This is a genomic window from Enterobacter sp. MGH 33, assembly GCF_000534535.1.
Lineage (GTDB): Bacteria > Pseudomonadota > Gammaproteobacteria > Enterobacterales > Enterobacteriaceae > Enterobacter > Enterobacter hormaechei_C.
On sequence record NZ_KI973212.1, the window covers coordinates 657,120 to 678,213 of the forward strand.

24 protein-coding genes are annotated in these 21,094 nt (G+C 55.3%); 11 read left to right on the forward strand and 13 right to left on the reverse strand.

All coding sequences use genetic code 11. The annotated features are described in order from the left end of the window. Positions 1–6: 6 nt before the first annotated feature. Positions 7–1,443 (reverse strand): aspartate ammonia-lyase, encoded by a 1,437-nt coding sequence (gene aspA / locus L379_RS20725; protein WP_015572444.1) that lies wholly within the window; start codon positions 1,441–1,443, stop codon positions 7–9. Positions 1,444–1,778: 335 nt separating this feature from the next. On the opposite strand from aspA, the gene L379_RS20720 reads away from it, so the two are divergent. After that, positions 1,779–2,243, forward strand: coding sequence for an FxsA family protein (locus tag L379_RS20720; protein WP_003855925.1), 465 nt, complete (start codon positions 1,779–1,781; stop codon positions 2,241–2,243). Between the two features lie 23 nt (positions 2,244–2,266). Here L379_RS20720 and yjeH read toward each other — a convergent pair whose 3' ends face one another. Then, positions 2,267–3,514, reverse strand: a complete 1,248-nt coding sequence (gene yjeH / locus L379_RS20715) for an L-methionine/branched-chain amino acid transporter (protein WP_032652265.1) — start codon at positions 3,512–3,514, stop codon at positions 2,267–2,269. A gap of 178 nt (positions 3,515–3,692) precedes the next feature. On the opposite strand from yjeH, the gene L379_RS20710 reads away from it, so the two are divergent. Continuing rightward, positions 3,693–3,986: a co-chaperone GroES gene (locus tag L379_RS20710; protein WP_003855929.1), complete on the forward strand. Its 294-nt coding sequence runs from the start codon at positions 3,693–3,695 to the stop codon at positions 3,984–3,986. Between the two features lie 39 nt (positions 3,987–4,025). Then, positions 4,026–5,672 carry a chaperonin GroEL gene (gene groL, locus L379_RS20705; RefSeq protein WP_015572446.1) on the forward strand — a complete coding sequence of 549 codons (1,647 nt, stop codon included), beginning with the start codon at positions 4,026–4,028 and terminating at the stop codon, positions 5,670–5,672. 65 nt (positions 5,673–5,737) lie between these two features. Here the strand turns inward: groL and iadA are convergent, their stop codons facing one another. Genes iadA through L379_RS20690 form a run of 3 tightly spaced genes read right to left on the reverse strand, consistent with a single transcriptional unit; the run spans position 5,738 to position 8,017 of the window. Next, positions 5,738–6,901 carry a beta-aspartyl-peptidase gene (gene iadA / locus L379_RS20700; RefSeq protein ID WP_032652267.1) on the reverse strand — a complete coding sequence of 388 codons (1,164 nt, stop codon included), beginning with the start codon at positions 6,899–6,901 and terminating at the stop codon, positions 5,738–5,740. Positions 6,902–6,911: 10 nt separating this feature from the next. Further along, positions 6,912–7,373: a YjiG family protein gene (locus tag L379_RS20695; protein WP_015572448.1), complete on the reverse strand. Its 462-nt coding sequence runs from the start codon at positions 7,371–7,373 to the stop codon at positions 6,912–6,914. Next, positions 7,370–8,017 (reverse strand): nucleoside recognition domain-containing protein, encoded by a 648-nt coding sequence (locus L379_RS20690; RefSeq protein WP_017694685.1) that lies wholly within the window; start codon positions 8,015–8,017, stop codon positions 7,370–7,372. Before L379_RS20690 ends, L379_RS20695 begins: the two co-directional genes overlap by 4 nt. 233 nt (positions 8,018–8,250) lie before the next feature. On the opposite strand from L379_RS20690, the gene L379_RS20685 reads away from it, so the two are divergent. Then, complete coding sequence (locus tag L379_RS20685; RefSeq protein WP_003855938.1) at positions 8,251–8,604, forward strand: DUF4156 domain-containing protein; 354 nt, start codon at positions 8,251–8,253, stop codon at positions 8,602–8,604. Positions 8,605–8,669: 65 nt separating this feature from the next. On the opposite strand, the gene epmB is transcribed toward L379_RS20685, so the two are convergent. Then, the gene (gene epmB / locus L379_RS20680) at positions 8,670–9,698 is read right to left on the reverse strand and encodes an EF-P beta-lysylation protein EpmB (protein WP_032652269.1); all 1,029 of its coding nucleotides are present in this window, start codon (positions 9,696–9,698) and stop codon (positions 8,670–8,672) included. Positions 9,699–9,738: 40 nt separating this feature from the next. Between epmB and efp the strand changes: the two genes are divergently transcribed. The 3 genes from efp to ecnB all read left to right on the forward strand — a co-directional run bounded on the left by efp (position 9,739) and on the right by ecnB (position 10,749). Next, positions 9,739–10,305, forward strand: coding sequence for an elongation factor P (efp, locus tag L379_RS20675; protein ID WP_003855940.1), 567 nt, complete (start codon positions 9,739–9,741; stop codon positions 10,303–10,305). A gap of 57 nt (positions 10,306–10,362) precedes the next feature. Next, positions 10,363–10,494: an entericidin A/B family lipoprotein gene (locus tag L379_RS20670; protein ID WP_032652272.1), complete on the forward strand. Its 132-nt coding sequence runs from the start codon at positions 10,363–10,365 to the stop codon at positions 10,492–10,494. Between the two features lie 108 nt (positions 10,495–10,602). Beyond that, on the forward strand, positions 10,603–10,749 hold the full coding sequence (ecnB, locus tag L379_RS20665; protein WP_003855942.1) for a lipoprotein toxin entericidin B: 147 nt from the start codon (positions 10,603–10,605) through the stop codon (positions 10,747–10,749). Positions 10,750–10,786: 37 nt separating this feature from the next. Here ecnB and L379_RS20660 read toward each other — a convergent pair whose 3' ends face one another. Beyond that, positions 10,787–11,386: a helix-turn-helix transcriptional regulator gene (locus tag L379_RS20660; protein WP_032104122.1), complete on the reverse strand. Its 600-nt coding sequence runs from the start codon at positions 11,384–11,386 to the stop codon at positions 10,787–10,789. 262 nt (positions 11,387–11,648) lie between these two features. Here L379_RS20660 and sugE point away from each other — a divergent pair, with 262 nt between their 5' ends. Then, positions 11,649–11,966, forward strand: a complete 318-nt coding sequence (gene sugE / locus L379_RS20655; protein WP_015572453.1) for a quaternary ammonium compound efflux SMR transporter SugE — start codon at positions 11,649–11,651, stop codon at positions 11,964–11,966. On the opposite strand, the gene L379_RS20650 is transcribed toward sugE, so the two are convergent. After that, positions 11,963–12,493 (reverse strand): lipocalin family protein, encoded by a 531-nt coding sequence (locus L379_RS20650; protein ID WP_017694684.1) that lies wholly within the window; start codon positions 12,491–12,493, stop codon positions 11,963–11,965. The genes sugE and L379_RS20650 overlap by 4 nt on opposite strands. 158 nt (positions 12,494–12,651) lie before the next feature. Further along, positions 12,652–13,797, reverse strand: a complete 1,146-nt coding sequence (locus L379_RS20645) for a cephalosporin-hydrolyzing class C beta-lactamase ACT-74 (protein ID WP_032652275.1) — start codon at positions 13,795–13,797, stop codon at positions 12,652–12,654. 132 nt (positions 13,798–13,929) lie between these two features. On the opposite strand from L379_RS20645, the gene ampR reads away from it, so the two are divergent. Beyond that, positions 13,930–14,805 (forward strand): LysR family transcriptional regulator AmpR, encoded by an 876-nt coding sequence (gene ampR, locus L379_RS20640; protein ID WP_003855952.1) that lies wholly within the window; start codon positions 13,930–13,932, stop codon positions 14,803–14,805. Between the two features lie 29 nt (positions 14,806–14,834). Here ampR and frdD read toward each other — a convergent pair whose 3' ends face one another. The 4 genes from frdD to frdA are packed head-to-tail and all read right to left on the reverse strand — an operon-like array spanning position 14,835 to position 18,128. Continuing rightward, positions 14,835–15,194 (reverse strand): fumarate reductase subunit FrdD, encoded by a 360-nt coding sequence (frdD, locus tag L379_RS20635; RefSeq protein WP_000609653.1) that lies wholly within the window; start codon positions 15,192–15,194, stop codon positions 14,835–14,837. A gap of 10 nt (positions 15,195–15,204) precedes the next feature. Then, on the reverse strand, positions 15,205–15,600 hold the full coding sequence (frdC, locus tag L379_RS20630) for a fumarate reductase subunit FrdC (RefSeq protein WP_017383964.1): 396 nt from the start codon (positions 15,598–15,600) through the stop codon (positions 15,205–15,207). 10 nt (positions 15,601–15,610) lie between these two features. After that, on the reverse strand, positions 15,611–16,345 hold the full coding sequence (gene frdB, locus L379_RS20625; protein ID WP_006810403.1) for a fumarate reductase iron-sulfur protein: 735 nt from the start codon (positions 16,343–16,345) through the stop codon (positions 15,611–15,613). After that, positions 16,338–18,128 carry a fumarate reductase (quinol) flavoprotein subunit gene (gene frdA, locus L379_RS20620; protein ID WP_032652278.1) on the reverse strand — a complete coding sequence of 597 codons (1,791 nt, stop codon included), beginning with the start codon at positions 18,126–18,128 and terminating at the stop codon, positions 16,338–16,340. The genes frdB and frdA overlap by 8 nt, the downstream gene beginning before the upstream one ends. A gap of 310 nt (positions 18,129–18,438) precedes the next feature. Here frdA and epmA point away from each other — a divergent pair, with 310 nt between their 5' ends. Together epmA and yjeM are read left to right on the forward strand one after the other, a co-directional pair. Then, complete coding sequence (epmA, locus tag L379_RS20615) at positions 18,439–19,416, forward strand: elongation factor P--(R)-beta-lysine ligase (protein WP_015572459.1); 978 nt, start codon at positions 18,439–18,441, stop codon at positions 19,414–19,416. Between the two features lie 177 nt (positions 19,417–19,593). Beyond that, positions 19,594–21,093, forward strand: coding sequence for a glutamate/gamma-aminobutyrate family transporter YjeM (gene yjeM / locus L379_RS20610; RefSeq protein WP_015572460.1), 1,500 nt, complete (start codon positions 19,594–19,596; stop codon positions 21,091–21,093). Position 21,094: the final 1 nt, after the last annotated feature.

The window sequence follows — 21,094 nt, forward strand, 5'->3', positions numbered from 1 at the left end:
GAACGGTTACTGTTCGCTTTCATCGGTATATCGTTTCGCTTTATATGCCGGGTGCATCAGGTTCTGGGCGGAGAAGATATCGTCCAGTTCGGCTTCGGTCAACAATCCTCGCTCGAGAACAACCTCACGCACGCTCTTACCGGTTTCGGCACAAATCTTCCCGACGATATCGCCGTTGTGGTGGCCGATGAACGGGTTGAGGTAGGTGACGATGCCGATGGAGTTATAGACGTAGCCTTCACACACTTCTTTATTCGCGGTGATGCCGTTGATGCATTTTTCCAGCAGGTTGTAGCAGGCGTTGGTCAGAATATGGATAGATTCAAACATTGCCTGGCCAATCACCGGCTCCATCACGTTCAGCTGGAGCTGACCGGCTTCGGAGGCCATGGTGACGGTCGTATCGTTACCAATAACCTTGAAGCACACCTGGTTCACCACCTCTGGCACCACCGGGTTCACTTTAGCTGGCATGATGGATGAACCCGCCTGCAACTCTGGCAGGTTGATTTCATTCAGGCCAGCGCGCGGACCGGAGGAGAGCAGGCGCAGGTCGTTACAGATTTTGGACAGTTTCACCGCCAGACGTTTCAGGGCGCTGTGTACCATCACATAGGCGCCGCAGTCTGAGGTGGCTTCAATCAGGTCTTCCGCAGGCACAACCGGCAGGTTGGACACTTCAGCCAGCTTCTGTACTGCCAGCTGCTGATAGCCATCTGGCGTGTTCAGGCGTGTACCGATGGCGGTTGCGCCCAGGTTAACTTCCAGCAACAGTTCGGACGTGCGCAGCAGGTTTTTCGTCTCTTCATTCAGCAGCACGTTAAACGCGTGGAATTCCTGTCCGAGGGTCATTGGCACCGCGTCCTGCAACTGGGTACGGCCCATTTTCAGGATATCCTGGAACTCAACGGCTTTACGCTGGAAGCCATCGCCCAGCTGATTAATCGCGTCGACCAGTTTGACGATAGAGGCATACACCGCGATGCGGAAGCCGGTTGGGTAGGCGTCGTTGGTGGACTGACATTTGTTAACGTGGTCGTTCGGGTTCAGGTACTGGTATTCACCTTTCTGATGACCCATCAGCTCCAGGCCGATGTTTGCCAGAACTTCGTTGGTGTTCATGTTGACGGAGGTGCCCGCGCCGCCCTGATAGACGTCAACCGGGAACTGATCCATGCATTTACCGTTGTTCAGCACCTCATCGCACGCGGCGATAATCGCATTTGCAGCGCTTTTAGGAATGGTTTGCAGCTCTTTGTTCGCCAGAGCCGCGGCTTTTTTTACCATCACCATGCCACGCACAAATTCAGGGATGTCGCTGATTTTGCTGTTGCTGATGTAGAAGTTTTCAATCGCTCTCAGAGTGTGAACACCATAGTAGGCATCCGCTGGAACTTCCCTGGTACCCAACAAATCTTCTTCGATACGAATGTTGTTTAACATGTGAACCTTCTTTTCAAGCTGCCGATGGATTGTACTAAACACACAGTATATATGTGGTTTTGAATATTTTATGACCGACGATTATTCCCTCAATCGGCCAGATGTTCGAGATCATATGCTGATGATAGCGAATTGCCGTAAGCTGGATCACTTATTATCGACCCGATTTCATGATAATTATTAATCTGTGAAATATGTCACCGCTTTAATATTTCCAGAAAAAATATCCGTGCAAACCGATTGAATTTTGGCTAACCGTCACCATTTCTTATCTACGCGCTTCGCGAACACATTCAGTCAGGGGCCGGAAGGCACCTGCCACACAGGAGATGCCAGTGCGCTGGATACCATTTATTGCTTTCTTTCTTTATGTTTACATTGAGATTTCGATTTTCATCCAGGTTGCCCATGTGCTGGGCGTCCTGCTGACGCTGATTCTGGTGATCTTCACCTCCGTCATCGGCATGTCGCTGGTGCGCAATCAGGGTTTCAAAAATTTCCTGTTAATGCAGCAGAAGATGGCCGCAGGCGAAAGCCCGGCAGCCGAGATGATCAAAAGCGTGTCGCTGATTATTGCTGGCCTGCTGCTGATCCTGCCTGGTTTCTTCACCGACTTCCTCGGCCTGCTGTTGCTGTTGCCGCCGGTGCAGAAGCATCTGACCATGAAGCTGCTGCCGCACCTGCGTTTCAGCCGTATGCCAGGCGGTGGTTTCAGCACCGGCCCGGGGGATACCTTTGAAGGGGAATATCAGCGTAAGGATGAGCAGCGCGACCGATTAGATCATAAAGACGATCGGTGAGTTTGTGGCCCGGTGGCGCTCGCTCACCGGGCCTGCGGCTTTTGCCGCTTCGGTAAAAACACCCACAGCCCCGCCAGCATGACGATGGCGTACACACTCTTCCATCCCACCATCGCCAGCAGCATCAGGCACAGGACACACCCGACAGCCGCCAGCGCCTTAAAGCGTCCTTTCAGTAGCCGACAGCCCGCCAGCATGCACAGCAGGTAGATCATGATGAAAATACCGTTGGCGTAGACAATCAGCGCGTCAAGGTTGATGTCGAGGAGATAAATGGCCAGGGAACTCACCACGCAGCAGCCCAGTACGGTATTCAGCGCATTCACCGGAAGCTGACGCTTTGACAGGCGTGAGAGGGGGCTATCCGGTTTATAAAGTGCCTGAGACCACACCAGCCGGGCGAAGCTCTGAATATAGATGTTGAGGCTGGCAAAGCAGGCGAGATAGCCAATCACGCAGGCTACCCACAGGGCCTTAACGCCAAACAGCTGCACCACGATGCCCGGCAGCGACGCGGCGGCGGCTTTCTCTTCACCGAACGCGTTGAAGTGCAGCACCAGTACGGTACAGGCCCAGTACACGGTACCCGCCAGCAGCAGGCCAATCATCAGGGCGCGGGGGAAATCACGCTCGGGCTGTTTAAACTCGGATGCCAGATGAGCGAACGCCTCCAGACCGACGAAACACCAGAACATAACGGATAGTGCAGCGAAAAGCTGTGCGTGGTCGATGTCGTTAATCGCGGGGAAAGGAATATCCGCCACCGTAATGTCACCCGCAAACCAGATGGCGACGATCAGCGCGACAATTAACACGGCGACCAGCGTTTGCAGATTGGCGCTGGAGCTGGCCCCGCGTGAGCCTACCCACCAGACAATCGCCAGCGTACCGAGTTCAGCCAGCAGCAGCTGTTCATCGTGCCAGCCAAACAGCGCCTGTCCGAAGCCGGTTGCGATATGCAGGGCTGCCGGAAGGCCAACGGGTATCACCGACAAAAATAGCCGGCCGGTGACGCGCTCCATCCGCGGCCCAAACGCCATGCCGACAAAATGCGCTACGCCGCCTGCGCTCGGGAAGTGCCGCCCGAGTATGGCAAAGACAATCGCCACCGGAAACACCAGCACGATCAGCACCGGCCATGCCCAAAGACTGTTATTGCCGGCAACCAACGCCGCCAGCGCGGGAACCGCAAATACCCCCGTGCCTAATAAAGACGTTGAGAGTAAGCCAATGCCCTGCGCCAGCCCCAACTCCTGCCTGAGTCCACTCATTTACCTCGTCCCGCCACCATCAAAAGAGAGTGGATGGTAACACTTTCGCAAATTTTTTTTCGATTACCCCTTGAAGGGGTAAAAAGCTATCCCCATCTCTCAGGGCACTAGCCGGAAAACCGCATGCGGACCGGCGTCATCCATAACTGATAATGACTTTCTCAAAGGAGAGCTATCAATGAGTATTCGTCCGTTACATGATCGTGTGATCGTCAAACGTAAAGAAGTTGAAACCAAGTCTGCTGGCGGCATCGTTCTGACCGGTTCAGCAGCAGCAAAATCAACGCGTGGCGAAATCATCGCTGTCGGTAAGGGCCGCATCCTGGAAAACGGAACTGTGCAGCCACTGGACGTTAAAGTTGGTGACATCGTCATTTTCAACGATGGCTACGGCGTGAAATCCGAGAAGATCGACAATGAAGAAGTGTTGATCATGTCCGAGAGCGACATTCTGGCAATTGTTGAAGCGTAATTAACGCACGAAACTGTACGAATTTGAGGAAATAAGAACATGGCAGCTAAAGACGTAAAATTCGGTAACGACGCTCGTGTAAAAATGCTCCGCGGCGTAAACGTACTGGCAGACGCAGTGAAAGTCACTCTGGGCCCGAAAGGCCGTAACGTAGTGCTGGACAAATCCTTCGGCGCGCCAACCATCACCAAAGATGGTGTTTCTGTTGCACGTGAAATCGAGCTGGAAGACAAGTTCGAAAACATGGGCGCACAGATGGTGAAAGAAGTTGCCTCTAAAGCGAACGACGCTGCCGGTGACGGTACCACCACCGCGACCGTACTGGCGCAGGCGATCATCACCGAAGGCCTGAAAGCCGTTGCTGCGGGCATGAACCCAATGGATCTGAAACGTGGTATCGACAAAGCTGTCGCCTCTGCTGTTGAAGAACTGAAAGCGCTGTCCGTACCGTGCTCTGACTCTAAAGCCATTGCTCAGGTTGGTACTATCTCCGCTAACTCCGACGAAACCGTAGGTAAACTGATCGCTGAAGCGATGGATAAAGTCGGTAAAGAAGGCGTGATCACCGTTGAAGACGGTACTGGTCTGGAAGACGAACTGGACGTGGTTGAAGGTATGCAGTTCGACCGCGGTTACCTGTCTCCATACTTCATCAACAAGCCAGAAACTGGCGCTGTTGAGCTGGAAAGCCCGTTCATCCTGCTGGCTGACAAGAAAATCTCCAACATCCGCGAAATGCTGCCAGTGCTGGAAGCCGTTGCGAAAGCAGGCAAGCCGCTGGTAATCATTGCTGAAGACGTTGAAGGCGAAGCGCTGGCGACTCTGGTGGTTAACACCATGCGTGGCATCGTGAAAGTGGCAGCGGTTAAAGCACCTGGCTTCGGCGATCGTCGTAAAGCGATGCTTCAGGATATCGCTACCCTGACTGGCGGTACCGTGATCTCCGAAGAGATCGGTATGGAGCTGGAAAAAGCGACCCTGGAAGACCTGGGCCAGGCGAAACGCGTTGTGATCAACAAAGACACCACCACCATCATCGACGGTGTGGGTGAAGAAGCTGCTATTCAGGGCCGTGTTGGTCAGATCCGTAAGCAGATCGAAGAAGCAACTTCCGATTACGACCGTGAAAAACTCCAGGAGCGCGTAGCGAAACTGGCAGGCGGCGTAGCGGTAATCAAAGTCGGTGCGGCTACCGAAGTTGAAATGAAAGAGAAGAAAGCACGCGTTGACGACGCCCTGCACGCGACCCGTGCTGCGGTAGAAGAAGGCGTGGTTGCTGGTGGTGGTGTCGCGCTGGTGCGTGTAGCCGCTAAACTGGCTGGCCTGACTGCTCAGAACGAAGACCAGAACGTGGGTATCAAAGTTGCGCTGCGCGCGATGGAAGCTCCTCTGCGTCAGATCGTGTCCAACGCCGGTGAAGAGCCGTCTGTGGTTGCGAACAACGTGAAAGCGGGTGAAGGTAACTACGGTTACAACGCGGCAACTGAAGAATACGGCAACATGATCGACTTCGGTATCCTGGATCCAACTAAAGTGACCCGTTCTGCACTGCAATACGCGGCATCTGTAGCTGGTCTGATGATCACGACCGAGTGCATGGTGACCGACCTGCCTAAAGGCGACGCGCCTGACTTAGGTGCTGCTGGTGGTATGGGCGGCATGGGTGGCATGGGCGGCATGATGTAATCATGTTGTTCTGAACCTCTCAGAACGAACCCCGGGCAGCAATGCCCGGGGTTTTTTATTGTCTTCTACTCAAACGTGCCTTTCACGCACACAACGCCTCCACTCACCATCTGGCGGCCTTTCGCCCAGACCTCGCGGATCTTCAGATCATCGGTCAGCACCAGGACGTCGGCATCGCATCCGGGCGCGATCCGCCCTTTATGCTCCAGGCCGAGAAATTCCGCCACGTTACGCGTAAACGGCAGAAGCGCCTCCTCCAGCGGCAGGTGATACCGGCCGACCAGCTGCTGTAGCGTCTCAAGCAGGGATTCAAATCCCGCCACGCCAATGCCAACAAGATTACCATTTGCGTCAAAATTCGGCTGGCTGCCGTTGCCATCCGAGCTGAGCGTGAGCCGGTTAAACGGCACCTGTGCTTCACGGGCCGTCGCGATAGCGGTGGCGGCATCAACAGGCTCGCTGATGCTGGTGGTGATGTCGATGTACCCCCCTTCGCGGGCATAGTCCAGTGCGGCGTGGAACAGTGCCTGGGCGCGGTTGACGTGAGTTGGCAGCAGCTTCGTGCGGGGCACGTCGGCGTTATTCAGGATGTTAAGCAGCGGCTCCAGCAGTTTCGGGCTGTTGCCGAGGTGAAACACGGATATCCCCGCTTTGGCACCCAGCAGCCCGCCGACGCGTGACTGGGCGGCTATATTCGCGAGCTGGTCATCTGCCGGAGCGGAAGAGCGATGGTCGGAAATCGCGCATTTCACGCCAATGATTTTATCAATCAGCGCCACATCCTTTTCGATACTGTCGGTAATCGTCGGAGAAGGCAGGCCATACGCGCCTGTCAGCATCCACGCGCTGATCCCTTCATGCTCAAGCGCCCGCGTTTTCGCCAGCAGCGACTCGGGATGGCGGGTCACGCCGTCGGTGCCCAGCAGGCCAACAACGGAGGTGATGCCAGCCGCCACCAGCGCAGACAATCGCACCTCTGGCGTCCGGGTGTGGGGACCGGCTTCACCGCCGCCGCCAATCAGGTGTACATGCTGATCGATAAACCCCGGACAAACCACCGCTCCGGCGAGATCGCTTTCAGGACAGTCTGGCCTCGTTGTGGCGTGGCCCGCTTTTTCGACTGCGACGATTTTTCCTCCGGCAATCAGCAGATCGCAATGCCCAAGATCCTCGGGAGCGTAAAGCTGCGCATTGCGGAAAAGGTGCGGTTCCAGCACTGAAAAATCCATTTTTATCTCCTCAGAAGAGTAGCTGCATCACCCACATTGAGAGCAGGGCGTTAATGACGCAGATAGTGATGATGTGCGGATAATACTTCGGGTTGACGCCTGCGGTGCCAAGGCAACGGCCCGTGTTTTGCACCGGATTACCCATCAGATAGATGGCGGGCAGCAGGATGGTGGCATCGTGACCGTTGAGCGTGCCGGCAGCGACCAGACTGGCGCAGACCCCCACACCGCCGCCCATGCTCATTACCGAGGCCAGAAGAACCGTTGCCGCCGCACCCGGAAGCCCCCACAGGGCCATGATGGGCTCGCATACCCTGCCGACAATATCCAGCAGGCCGGTTACCTTGAGCGCCTGAATGATGACAAACGCCATGACCACGTTCGGCAGCAGGCTGGTGGTGGCGATGGTAAAGCCGCGGCGGGCGCCATCAATAAACAGGTCCATGATATTTTTACGCGGCTGGGCGATCATTTTTCCTCCTGAACGCGGCGAACTTCCATGTGGGCGATCCACAGTCGCAGGAAGTTCGCGCCAACAAATTTGAACACCAGAATGACGGCAAGCGGCGTGATCACCGGGACGGTAATAAAGGTAAAGAGTGCGGCACCGGAAGAAAAATAGTTGGTAATAATGGCGCTACCGCTGGTCTGGAAGGTGGCGAAAATGGCGCGTTCATGGTCAGTAATCGCCCCTTCGTCAGTCAACTCTTTGGTCATCCCTGCGGCTGCATCGGTATTTTGCAGGTTGGCGATAAGCGCCAGAGAGCAGATGCCCGGCACGCCGAGCAGCGGGCGCAGAATGGGCGTCATGAGCTGTTGTGCGGCGCGCAGCCCGCCCAGCCCCTCGGTAACGGCAATGATCCCGAGCGATAAAATGACCGAGGGCGCCAGTTCAAGGGCAAATAAAAAACCGTCTTTCGCTCCTGTGCCGCCCTCGCCGCGAAACGTCAGCGCGCCGTTCACCGGTCCAAAGCTGCCGTTCAGCACGGTGAAATCCAGCACGCGCCACCATTCGGTACTTTTGGCGAAAAAACCTGAGAAAAATACGATGGTGAGCACGAACGCCAGATAGCCCACCCAGGTTACTTTTTCCTCTCCTGAGGATGATGCACTCATGAAACCCCCTTTTTTGAGTCGCGTACAAAAGTTGTACGTCGCATCACTAAAAACGATCGGGGGCTAAAACACGATATCCCAAAGGTTATTATCAGAATTCATTTAAGATGTCGGAGGAGTGCGAGCGGAATCTGGCTCGCAGAAATGCTCAGCATTTTTCTTTTGGTCATCTTTTTAGTATAAGGTTTACACGCGGACAACTACTGTCCAGCTTATTGAAAACGAGGAATAACATGCGCATAAAAGTCTGTGCAGGGATTGTAGGTGCAGCATTGCTGCTGGCGGGTTGTAGCACCAGCAATGAGCTGACGGCAGCGGGCCAGAGCGTTCGCTTTGTGGAAGATAAGCCGGGCAGCGAATGCCAGCTGTTAGGCACCGCCACTGGCGAGCAAAGCAACTGGATGTCGGGGCAGCACGGCGAAGAGGGCGGCTCTATGCGCGGTGCGGCCAATGCCCTGCGTAATCAGGCTGCGGCAATGGGCGGCAACGTCATTTACGGGGTGAGCAGCCCGACGCAGGGGATGCTGTCCAGCTTTGTGCCAACCGCCAGCCAGATGAACGGCCAGGTCTATAAGTGCCCGAACTGATATAACTTTTTGATGGCGCTGCCGCTTTATCTCCAGGGCAGGTAAGCGTAGCGCCACCTGCCTTTTTACTGCTGCCGCAGCTGCAAATCCAGCGGCGTCTTACTCGGCTCTCCGCCAATCTCACGTGCCAGCTTCGGCACCATATAACCCGAAACCAGCGTTAACAGCTCGCGCATAATCTTCCGGGCCTCTTCATCTGTCACCATGAAGTGCGCCGCGCCCTGGACGCGATCCAGAACATGCAGGTAATAGGGCATTACGCCCGCATCAAATAAGGCATTGCTGAGATCGGCCAGCACGCGGGCGCTGTCGTTCACGCCGCGCAGTAATACGCTCTGGTTGAGCAGCGTCACGCCTGCCTTTCGCATACGCGCCATCGCCGCACGAAAGTCCGCGTCAATTTCATTCGCGTGGTTGATATGGTTCACCAGCAGCACCTGCAAACGGGACTGATCCAGGCGCGTGACCAGGGCGTCGGTGATACGCGCCGGGATGACGATCGGTAAACGGCTGTGAATGCGCAGACGCTTAATGTGCGGGATGGTCTCAAGCTGAGTCAGCAGCCAGTCCAGCTCATGATCTTTTGCCATCAGCGGGTCGCCGCCGGAAAAGATGATTTCATCCAGCTCCGGGTGCGCCGCGATGTAGTCCAGTGCCACCTGCCAGTTGCGTTTATTGCCCTGATTTTCGGCGTACGGGAAGTGGCGACGGAAGCAATAGCGGCAATTTACCGCGCAACCACCCTTAACCAGCAGCAGGGCGCGATTACGGTATTTATGCAGCAAACCCGGTACGACACTGTTTTGCTCTTCCAGCGGATCGGTGCTGTATCCGGGGGCGGTAATAAACTCATCCTGAGAGGTAAGCGTCTGTTTTAATAATGGATCATCAGGGTTACCCTTTTCCATTCGGGCAACAAACGCGCGGGGAACGCGCAGGGCGAAAAGGCGCTTCGCCTCACGACCTGCACGCAACGCTTCGTGCTGTTCGAGGTCTAAAAGACGCAGCAATTCATCAGGACTGGTGATTACATCGGCAAGTTGCGATAACCAATCTTCTCTGGACGGGGTGTTTAGGGTTACAATATGCGCCATTTTGTGGCTTAGCTACCAGTTAACAAATTTAGAGGGCCTTATGGCAACGTACTATAGCAACGATTTTCGTGCTGGTCTTAAAATCATGATGGACGGCGAACCGTACGCGGTTGAAGCCAGCGAATTCGTTAAACCAGGTAAAGGCCAGGCATTCGCACGCGTTAAGCTGCGCCGCCTGCTGACCGGTACCCGTGTTGAGAAAACCTTCAAATCTACTGACTCCGCTGAAGGCGCTGATGTTGTCGATATGAACCTGACTTACCTGTACAACGACGGTGAGTTCTGGCACTTCATGAACAACGAAACCTTCGAGCAGCTGTCTGCGGACGCGAAAGCGATTGGCGACAACGCCAAGTGGCTGCTGGATCAGGCTGAGTGCATCGTTACTCTGTGGAACGGTCAGCCTATCGCGGTTACGCCTCCGAACTTCGTTGAGCTGGAAATCGTTGAAACCGATCCAGGTCTGAAAGGTGATACCGCAGGTACTGGCGGCAAGCCTGCCACCCTGTCTACCGGCGCGGTGGTTAAAGTGCCACTGTTCGTACAGATCGGTGAAGTGATCAAAGTGGATACCCGCTCCGGCGAATACGTATCCCGCGTGAAGTAATTTACGTCATGATTAAAGGCGCAGCGCCCGCTGCGCCTGATTTTGCAGGCAGGGAAGATGAAACGTACCGTTAAAATTCTGCTTCTGTTAGCGTTCTCCAGCACAATTCTCTCCGGTTGCAACACCGCGCGTGGCGTGGGCGAAGATATTCAGGATCTCGGCCATATCATTTCCCATGCGGCCAGCTAATTCCGTCTAATTTTCCTAAAAATTCTTCCTTTTCCGTCAAACGACAAGATCTTGTCTATTCTTAAGTTGCTATACACAAAATAACTTTGGCTATAAAAGGAAGATATTATGGTTAAGAAAACAATTGCAGCGATCTTTTCTGTTCTGGTGCTTTCTTCGGTACTGACTGCATGTAACACCACCCGTGGCGTAGGGGAAGATATCTCCGACGGTGGTAACGCGATTTCTGGCGCAGCAACTAAAGCTCAGAACTAATGAAAGCGACGGTACGGCAGCTAACTTCACCGTACCGTCAATTTTCCACTTCCTGTAGCGATAAAAACGGGGAGTAACGCGTATCCATATGCAGCTTCATGCGGATATTGCGTTTGTACGTATACACCGTTTTTCCGTTAATGCGCAGATTGCTGGCAATTTTCTGGTTGCTCGCACCATCCATCCACAGGGTCAGTACTCTCTCTTCCTGACGCGTCAGTAACGGTGCCGCCATTTCCGGAAGCTCCGCGCTTACGCATGTCGTTAGCGCGTCGTTTATCACCGCCGCCAGTTTTTCCAGATCGGTATTTTTGGAGAGTGAAGACCATATCGGGAACTGCGCAAGATAATCTGTCATCTCCTGCTCCTGCCCCGATTGCAGCATAATAAAAGGCAATGTTTCGCTGGCAATAAGCAGGGAAGACAGCTGCTGAAAATGGTGTAAATCCTGCCGGAAGCCCGATAAATCAGCGATGACCAGCGCAGGTTTCCATTGCAGGATATGCTCTCTGGCGAGGAAAAGATTATTTACCCCGGTTACGACGAAATGACCCGAAAACAGGTCTGAATGATTGAGCCAGGCTTCAAATCCCGTGCGGGTGAAGTGACAACGGTCAATCAAAAGAATTTTGAACATATAATTTTCGCAGTCGGCTAGTGGTTTGGCTTCCTGCCATCAGAAAGCCTATCATCATAGAGAAGTCGGATGAGTCATAAATGCCTGAACTCCGTGCCTTACTGAGGCTATTTCTTGCCTTAACGTGTTCAGCAGAAAAAGTTTGAAAAAAAATTCCATGCTAACCAAAATATAAGGCGCAACCTCAGCCTTGCGGGACGACCCGTAAGCGCTTCATTCATCGGGGACGGCCCCAACTTGTCGTTAAGTTAAGGAGCCTGATATGTCCTGGATCGTTCTTGTTATTGCCGGTTTGCTCGAAGTGGTATGGGCAATTGGCCTGAAATATACCCACGGTTTTACCCGCCTGACGCCCAGCGTCATCACTATCGCCGCAATGATTGTCAGTATCGTCATGCTGTCATGGGCGATGCGAACCTTGCCAGTCGGAACGGCTTACGCTGTCTGGACTGGAATTGGCGCGGTAGGGGCTGCCATTACCGGCATTCTGCTGCTGGGGGAGTCTGCGAGTCTGGCGCGCATCGCCAGCCTCGCGTTAATCGTCGCGGGTATCATCGGGTTAAAACTCAGTACGCACTAATGCAGCTGTTTTACCCAGATTAATTTCGTCACGTCAAACCCTTGCCGGGTCGCTATGTCCAGCATCTGCTGTTTCATTTCCGTCGAGATCGTTGGCGTGCGGGAGAGGAGCCACAGATAGTTGCGATCCGGCCCACACACCAGCGCATGGCGGTACTCTCTGTCCAGCGCAATGACGTTATACCCGCCGTAGAATGGGCCGATGAAAGAGACTTTCATGGCCGCGCGGTTAGACGCGCCGGTGAAATAGGCCTGACCAACTGACTGCTGCCACATCTGGCGATCCGGGTTATAGCCGCGGTTAATGACCCGGATCCCGCCGTCATCCATCGCGCTGTAGCTGACCGTGACTTTTTCTAAGCCCCGTTCGAACTGATGGTCCATTCGGGCGATTTCATACCAGTTGCCGAGGAAGCGCTGTGCGTCGAAATTACTGACTACCGTGACGCCAGGCGGAGGAGTAGGGGAACTGCAAGCAACCACTAAAAACGCGGCTGTTACTGCGGCAATAACAGGCAGAATGCGCATAGGAGTTTCCTTACTGTTTTTTGTTAAGTGTAGATGACAGCAGGGAAAATGCGGGAGATTGTGTAGGGTGTTTTGCCGGGTGGCGGCTTCGCCTTACCCGGCCTACAAAGTTCACGCGTTGTATAGGCCGGGTAAGCGCAGCGCCACCCGGCAATGTTTTACTGTAGCGCCTCGAGGATATGGTATGCCGCCTCAACGCGTGCCGGGTTCGGATAGCTTGTATTCGCGAGCATCACAATACCGATCTGCTTTTCAGGAATAAAGGCCACGTAGCTGCCAAACCCGCCAGTAGAGCCCGTTTTATGGACCCAGGACGCTTTGACCGGGGGAGCCGGTGGATTCACTTCTGCCACGGGCAACGGTGCCAGCGCTACCTTACTGTCGCTGCCCTCGACCACCGTGTTGGCCTCCACGGGCCAGTTGAGCATCTCCCAGCCCAGACCCTGATACATTGACCCGATACGCCAGTAGCGCGACTGCGCCAGCGCGATGCCCTGCTTAAGTGAGGCATCAGCAACCTTCTCCGGCGCCATGTTTGCCATGACCCAGTTCGCCATATCCTGCACGTTGGTTTTCACGCCATAGGCTTGTGCATCCAGCATACCCGGCGAAACGCGCACCGCTTTACCGTCACGATAGCCCCAGGCGTAATGCGCCTCTTCCGCTTTCGGCACGTTAATCCAGGTATGGTCCAGCTTGAGCGGCTTAAGGACCCGCGTCGTCATGGCCTGCTCATAGGGCATGCCAGAAGGTTTGACCGCCAGCGCACCAAAAAGACCGATGCTGGCGTTGGCGTAAAGACGCGTTGTGCCAGGCTTCCACTGCGGCTGCCAGTTTTGATAAAAGCGCAGCAGGGAGGCGTTATCCGTGACCTCATCCGGTACCTGTAGCGGCAGGCCGCCAGCGGTGTAGGTGGCGAGATCCAGCATACGAATACCCTGCCACTGCTTGCCCGTCAGCTGTGGCCAGTATCTGGTCACCGGATCGTCCAGCGAAATTTCACCGCGAGCAATGGCATCCCCACCTAAAACGCCGGTGAAGGTTTTACTTATAGAACCCAGCTCGAACAGGGTCTGAGGCGTAACGGGTTTATTCGCCGCGATATCGGCCTTGCCAAACGTGTAATAGTGCGGTTTTCCCTGATAAATAACGGCCACCGCCATGCCTGGAACAGACTGGGCTTTCATCAGCGGGGTAACCGTATTCGCGACCACCTCCGCCAGCTGTTTTTCTGACACTGGCGTGGCGAGAGCAGAGCAAGAGATGCCGAGCAGCAGGGCGCAGCAAAGGGATTTTTTCATCATCAGTAATCTTCCGTAATAGCGAGTCAAGGGGATGTCCGGGCCCGTCAGACAGGCGTAGTCTGTTGGATTTGACTGTGCCTGACAAACGGTTAAATTTAGCATTAGCTGTTAATTTTTCTAACGGAAGCGACCATGACGCGAAGCTATCTCCCCCTCAATTCGCTTCGGGCTTTTGAGGCCGCCGCAAGACATCTCAGCTTTACGCATGCGGCCATTGAACTGAACGTGACGCATTCGGCTATTAGCCAGCATGTGAAAACGCTGGAGCAGCACCTGAACTGTCAGCTGTTCGTTCGCGTGTCGCGCGGGCTGATGTTGACTACCGAGGGCGAAAATTTACTGCCGGTGCTGAATGATTCGTTCGATCGTATAGCCGGAATGCTGGATCGCTTCGCTAACCATCGTGCGCAGGAGAAGCTGAAAATCGGCGTGGTGGGTACGTTTGCCACCGGGGTCTTATTCTCGCAGCTGGAGGATTTTCGCCGTGGCTACCCACACATCGATCTTCAGCTTTCCACCCATAACAACCGCGTTGATCCGGCTGCCGAAGGGCTTGACTATACGATCCGCTACGGTGGCGGGGCGTGGCACGGTACCGAGGCTGAATTTCTTTGTCATGCGCCGCTCGCGCCGCTGTGTACGCCTGATATTGCCGCCAGTCTGCACAGTCCGGCCGACATCCTCAGGTTTACGCTGCTGCGCTCCTACCGACGCGACGAGTGGACCGCGTGGATGCAGGCGGCCGGCGAGCATCCCCCTTCGCCAACGCACCGCGTGATGGTATTTGATTCGTCCGTGACCATGCTGGAGGCCGCTCAGGCAGGGGTGGGTATTGCTATTGCGCCTGTCGATATGTTTACCCATCTGTTAGCCAGCGAGCGCATTGTGCAGCCCTTTGCGACGCAGATTGAGCTTGGCAGCTACTGGCTGACCCGATTGCAGTCCCGGGCAGAAACGCCAGCCATGCGCGAATTTTCCCGGTGGCTGGTGGAGAAGATGAAAAAGTAAAAAGCCCGCCGGATGGCGGGCCTGTTCAGTCAGATGGTGACCACGGCAATCAACGTGACGACCGTCAGAATGGTCGCCAGACCGTAGAAGACCCATTTACCGCTTGGCACATGGATTTTCAGATCGTGCATCGCATGGTGGATACGGTGCAGACCACACCACAGCGGCAGGACGATCATCAGGAAGATGAACACGCGGCCAATAAAGCTGCTCGCAAAGGCCAGTACGCGCTCATAGCTCAGCGCATCGCCCGGGAACAGCCCCAGCGGCAGCATTATCCCGACCAGCAGGATAATGACCGGGGCAATAATGGCGCTCCACATGCCGCCTGCGCCAAACAGCCCCCAGAAGACCGGCTCGTCTGAACGTTTTGGATTTGGATTGATCACAGTAGTCTCCTTACCAGAACAGTGCGACAAACAGAATGACCACAGAGACAACTGCCGTCACTGCCCAGAGCCCTTTAATGACCGGCTCTGGCCCCATTTTTTCGCCTTTTACAATGATGTTCGCTGCTTTTGGCGCCAGTTCAAACCAGGTTTTGGTATGAAGCAGCGCGGCGGCGAGCACAATCAGGTTCAGCACAACGATGATTGGGTTTTGCAGGAAGCCCACAAAACTGGCCCAGGCTTCCGGGCCGTGCTTGAGGGCATAAACCCCGTACAGCAGTTCGAGGCTGAACCAGACCGCGGGAACAGCCGTGCCTTCACGCAGCATATAGAAGCGATAAAACGGCAGTTTTTTCCACCAGGTGGACGGCATTGGTCGCACGTAGGCTTTGCGTTTAGTCGTCATCATGCACTCCTTAGCGTGGTTTCAGGGTAGCGATAAGAAAGTCTTTCGAGCTTTCCACCTTTCCCTGCTGAATGGCGGCGGCCGGGTCGACATGCTTCGGACAGACTTCGGAGCAGTAACCGACAAACGTGCAGGTCCAGACCCCGTTCTGGCTGTTCAACTGGGCCATACGTTCTTTTTTGCCGTGGTCCCGGCTGTCTTCGTTATAACGGTGCGCCAGGGTAATGGCGGCCGGGCCGATAAACTCAGGGTTCAGGCCAAACTGCGGACAGGCGGCGTAGCACAGGCCGCAGTTGATGCAGCCGGAGAACTGATGGTATTTCGCCATCTGCGCGGGCGTCTGGGTGTTTGGCCCCTGATCCGGCGTGCGCGGGTTGCCGATGATGTACGGCTTAATCGCTTCGAGGCTTTCGATAAAGTGGGTCATGTCGACCACCAGATCGCGCTCAATCGGGAAGTTGCCCAGCGCTTCAACCTTGATACCTTTGGTGTAATCACGCAGGAAGGTTTTACACGCCAGCTTTGGCACCTTGTTGACCATCATGCCGCAGGAGCCGCAAATTGCCATGCGGCAGGACCAGCGGTAGCTCAGGTCTGGGGCCAGGTTATCTTTGATATAGCCGAGCGCATCCAGCAGGGAGGTTTGCTCGTCGTAAGGGACTTCATAGAAAGCGCTGTGCGGCGCGGCGTCCACTTCCGGATTGTAGCGCACCACTTCAATTTTCAGTTTTTGCATCTCAGCCATTCGCCTTCTCCTTCTTATCGGCGGCTTCTGCTTCTGCACCGTACACGCGTTTCGCCGGTGGCAGCGTGGTGATTTTCACGTCGCTGTAGTCCAGTCGCGTAGTGCCATCCGCATCGCGCCAGGCGAGAGTGTGTTTAAGGAAATTGACGTCGTCACGTTCGGTGCAGCCCTCATCCAGGCGCTGGTGCGCGCCGCGGGACTCTTTACGCGCCAGGGCGGAATGGGCCATACATTCTGCGACGTTCAGGCCGTGGCCCAGTTCAATGGTATAAAGCAGATCGGTATTGAAGACGCTGGAGGTGTCGGTGATGCGCACGCGTTTGAAGCGCTCCTGCAACTCAGCCAGCTTGTCGACGGTTTTCTGCATCAGCTCTGGCGTACGGTAGATCCCGCAGCCTTCTTCCATCGACAGCCCCATTTCGTCGCGGATCTTCGACCAGTTTTCGTTACCTTCCTGGTTCACCAGGTCTTTCAGGCGTTTTTCGACGTCTGCAACCTGCGCATCCAGCGCCGCGCTGTTAGCTTCACCTGCCGTTGCGGCACGCTCCATCGCACGTTCGCCCGCCATGCGACCAAAGACCACCAGCTCAGCCAGCGAGTTCGAGCCCAGACGGTTTGCGCCGTGCAGACCGACGGAGGAACACTCGCCCACCGCAAACAGCCCTTCGATGCGGGTTTCGCACTGCTGGTCGGTTTCGATACCGCCCATGGTGTAGTGCGCGGTTGGACGCACCGGGATCGGCTCTTTCACCGGATCGACGCCCACATAGGCTTTCGCCAGCTCGCAGATAAACGGCAGACGCTCCAGCAGTTTCTTCTCGCCGAGATGACGCAGGTCGAGATGCACCACGTCGCCGCGCGGCGTTGAGATGGTGTTGCCTTTGCGCCACTCGTGCCAGAAAGCCTGAGAAACTTTGTCGCGTGGGCCGAGTTCCATGTATTTGTTTTTCGGCTCGCCAAGCGGGGTTTCCGGACCCATGCCGTAATCCTGCAAATAGCGATAGCCGTTTTTGTTGACCAGAATACCGCCTTCACCGCGGCAGCCTTCCGTCATCAGTATGCCGGAGCCCGGCAGGCCGGTTGGGTGATACTGGACGAACTCCATATCACGCAGCGGGACGCCGTGGCTGAGTGCCATGCCCATACCGTCACCGGTGACGATGCCGCCGTTGGTGTTGTAGCGGTATACGCGACCCGCACCGCCCGTTGCCATCACCACCGCCTTAGCGCGGATCTGGACAAGCGTGCCTTCCATCATGTTCATCGCCACCAGTCCGCGCGCATGACCGTCGTCGACCAGAATGTCGAGAACGAAATGTTCGTCAAAGCGCTGGATTTGTGGGAACTGGAGGGAGGTCTGGAACAGGGTGTGCAGCATGTGGAAGCCGGTCTTATCGGCGGCAAACCAGGTGCGTTCGATCTTCATGCCACCGAAGCGGCGGACGTTGACGCTCCCGTCCGGACGGCGGCTCCACGGGCATCCCCACTGTTCCAGCTGGGTCATTTCCGTTGGGCAATGGTGCACGAAGTAATCAACGACATCCTGTTCGCAAAGCCAGTCGCCCCCTGCAACCGTGTCGTGGAAATGGTATTCGAAGCTGTCATGATCCTGCGCGACGGCGGCGGATCCTCCTTCTGCGGCTACCGTGTGGCTGCGCATCGGATAGACTTTTGAAATCAATGCGATTTTAGCGTTCGGATTGGCTTGTGCCGCAGCAATTGCAGCGCGTAATCCAGCCCCGCCAGCGCCTATTACGGCAAGATCGGCTTGAAAAGTTTGCACGACATTCCTCCAGATTTTTGTTTTCCCGCAACGGGATGAACTAAAGGACGTTCACCTGCCCGAACGGGCGATTGCGGAAGCGATTCCACTGCTCCTTTATGGGTAAAACAGTATAACCGCGTAGAAGTGAGGGAAATTTGACGTGTTCGATTTTTTTGCTGTTCTGTGCGGTGATTTATCATCGTGATTAATGAATGGCGTCACAGTATTTCTCTGTGCAATGAAAAAGGACTTTTACTGTGCAAAATTTGTCTCTGCCCCGGCTTACGAGTAGACTTCGTGCCCTTGTCTGAAAACGGAGAAATAACTCATGAGCGAAACGGCCACCTGGCAGCCGAGCGCATCCATTCCAAACCTGCTAAAGCGCGCAGCAATTATGGCGGAGATCCGCCGTTTCTTTGCCGATCGCGGCGTCCTGGAGGTGGAAACGCCGTGCATGAGTCAGGCGACGGTCACGGATATTCATCTGGTCCCGTTTGAAACCCGTTTTGTTGGCCCAGGCCACTCTCAGGGCATGAATCTGTATCTGATGACCAGCCCGGAATACCATATGAAGCGTCTGCTGGCGGCCGGGTGTGGTCCGGTCTATCAGCTGTGCCGTAGCTTCCGTAATGAAGAGATGGGCCGACACCATAATCCGGAATTCACCATGCTGGAGTGGTACCGCCCGCACTACGACATGTATCGTCTGATGAACGAAGTTGACGATCTGCTGCAACAGGTGCTGGATTGCGCGGAAGCTGAAACGCTCTCCTATCAGCAGGCCTTCCAGCGCCATCTGGAAATCGATCCACTGTCGGCTGATAAAACACAGCTGCGTGAAGTGGCGGCAAAACTGGATCTGAGCAACGTGGCGGATAACGAAGAGGATCGCGACACGCTGCTGCAACTGCTGTTCACCTTTGGTGTTGAACCGCAGATTGGCAAAGATCGTCCGACGTTTGTCTATCACTTCCCGGCCAGCCAGGCCTCACTGGCGCAGATCAGCACCGAAGATCACCGCGTGGCGGAGCGTTTTGAGGTGTATTTCAAAGGCATCGAGCTGGCGAACGGTTTCCACGAGCTGACCGACGCGCGCGAACAGCAGCAGCGTTTCGAGCAGGATAACCGCAAGCGCAACGCGCGCGGTCTGCCGCAGCAGCCGATTGATACTCATCTGTTGGAAGCGCTTAAAGCCGGTCTGCCGGACTGCTCCGGCGTGGCGCTGGGTGTGGATCGCCTGGTCATGCTGGCGCTGGGTGCCGAGCACCTGGGCGATGTGATTGCCTTTACGGTCGATCGCGCCTGAAAAAATGCCGGGTGGCGCTGCGCTTACCCGGCCTACTCGGTCATTTAACTCTGCCACATTAAAAACTGCTCATTTCTCTCTATACGGGTCTTTTTCTTAATTTGACTCGGATAGCCACATTGTTTGTCTGGTCATCTGCTACCATCCGCGCAGTTTAATTCCGTTTCGGATGGTTATATGTCTCACTCACTCAAAAAAATGACCCTTACCGGGCTCATTCTGATGATTTTTACGTCAGTCTTTGGCTTTGCCAATAGCCCGTCCGCGTTTTATCTGATGGGCTACAGCGCGACGCCGTTTTATATCGTTTCCGCTCTGTTCTTCTTTATCCCGTTTGCGCTGATGATGGCGGAGATGGGCTCGGCGTACCGGAAAGAAGAGGGCGGCATCTATTCGTGGATGAACAACAGCGTCGGTCCGCGTTACGCGTTTATCGGTACGTTCATGTGGTTTTCATCCTACGTCGTCTGGATGGTCAGCACGGCGGCCAAGGTTTGGGTGCCGTTCTCAACGTTTCTCTTCGGTGCGGATAAAACGCAGGTCTGGTCTCTGGCGGGGCTGAGCTCCACGCAGGTGGTCGGTATTCTGGCAGTGTGCTGGATGGTGGTGGTCACCCTGGTGGCCTCGAAAGGCATCAACAAAATTGCCCGTATCACTGCCGTTGGCGGTATTTCCGTGATGTGCCTGAACCTGGTGCTGCTGCTGGTCAGCATCGCCATTCTGTGCCTGAACGGCGGGCATTTCGCACAGGAAGTCAACTTCGTTTCATCGCCTAATCCGGGTTACCAGTCCGGGCTGGCCATGCTCTCCTTCGTGGTGTTTGCCATCTTTGCTTACGGTGGAATTGAAGCCGTGGGCGGGCTGGTCGACAAAACCGAAAATCCGGAAAAGAACTTCGCTAAAGGCATTATCTTTGCCGCCATCGTCATTTCCATTGGCTACTCACTGGCGATTTTCCTCTGGGGCGTCAGCACCAACTGGCAGCAGATGTTAAGTAATAACACCACCAACCTCGGCAACATTACCTACGTGCTGATGAAAAGCCTGGGGGTGACGCTGGGCAACGCCATGGATCTCGCGCCGGAAACGTCGGCCACCCTGGGGATCTGGTTTGCGCGGATTACCGGCTTGTCGATGTTCCTCGCCTATACTGGCGCATTCTTCACGCTGATCTACTCGCCGCTGAAAGCGATTATTCAGGGGACGCCAAAGGCGCTGTGGCCCGCACGTATGACGCAGCTGAACGCTGCCGGTATGCCTGCCAACGCGATGTGGATGCAGTGCCTGCTGGTGTGCGTGTTCATTCTGCTGGTGTCCTTCGGCGGTGATACCGCGTCGGCGTTCTATAACAAGCTGACCCTGATGGCGAACGTATCGATGACGCTTCCGTATCTGTTCCTGACCCTGGCGTTCCCGTTCTTTAAGGCGAAGCGGGATCTGGAGCGGCCGTTTGTGATCTTCAAAACCCGCGCGGCGACGCTGCTGGCGACCACTGTTGTGGTGCTGGTCGTCGCGTTCGCCAACATCTTTACCGTCATTCAGCCCGTGGTTGAGGCAAATGACTGGAACAGCACGCTGTGGATGGTTGGCGGACCGATCTTCTTCTCGCTGCTGGCAATGGGGATTTATGAGCATTACCGTCGTCGCTCGACGGCCTGTGTAGCAGAAGTGGCGTAAA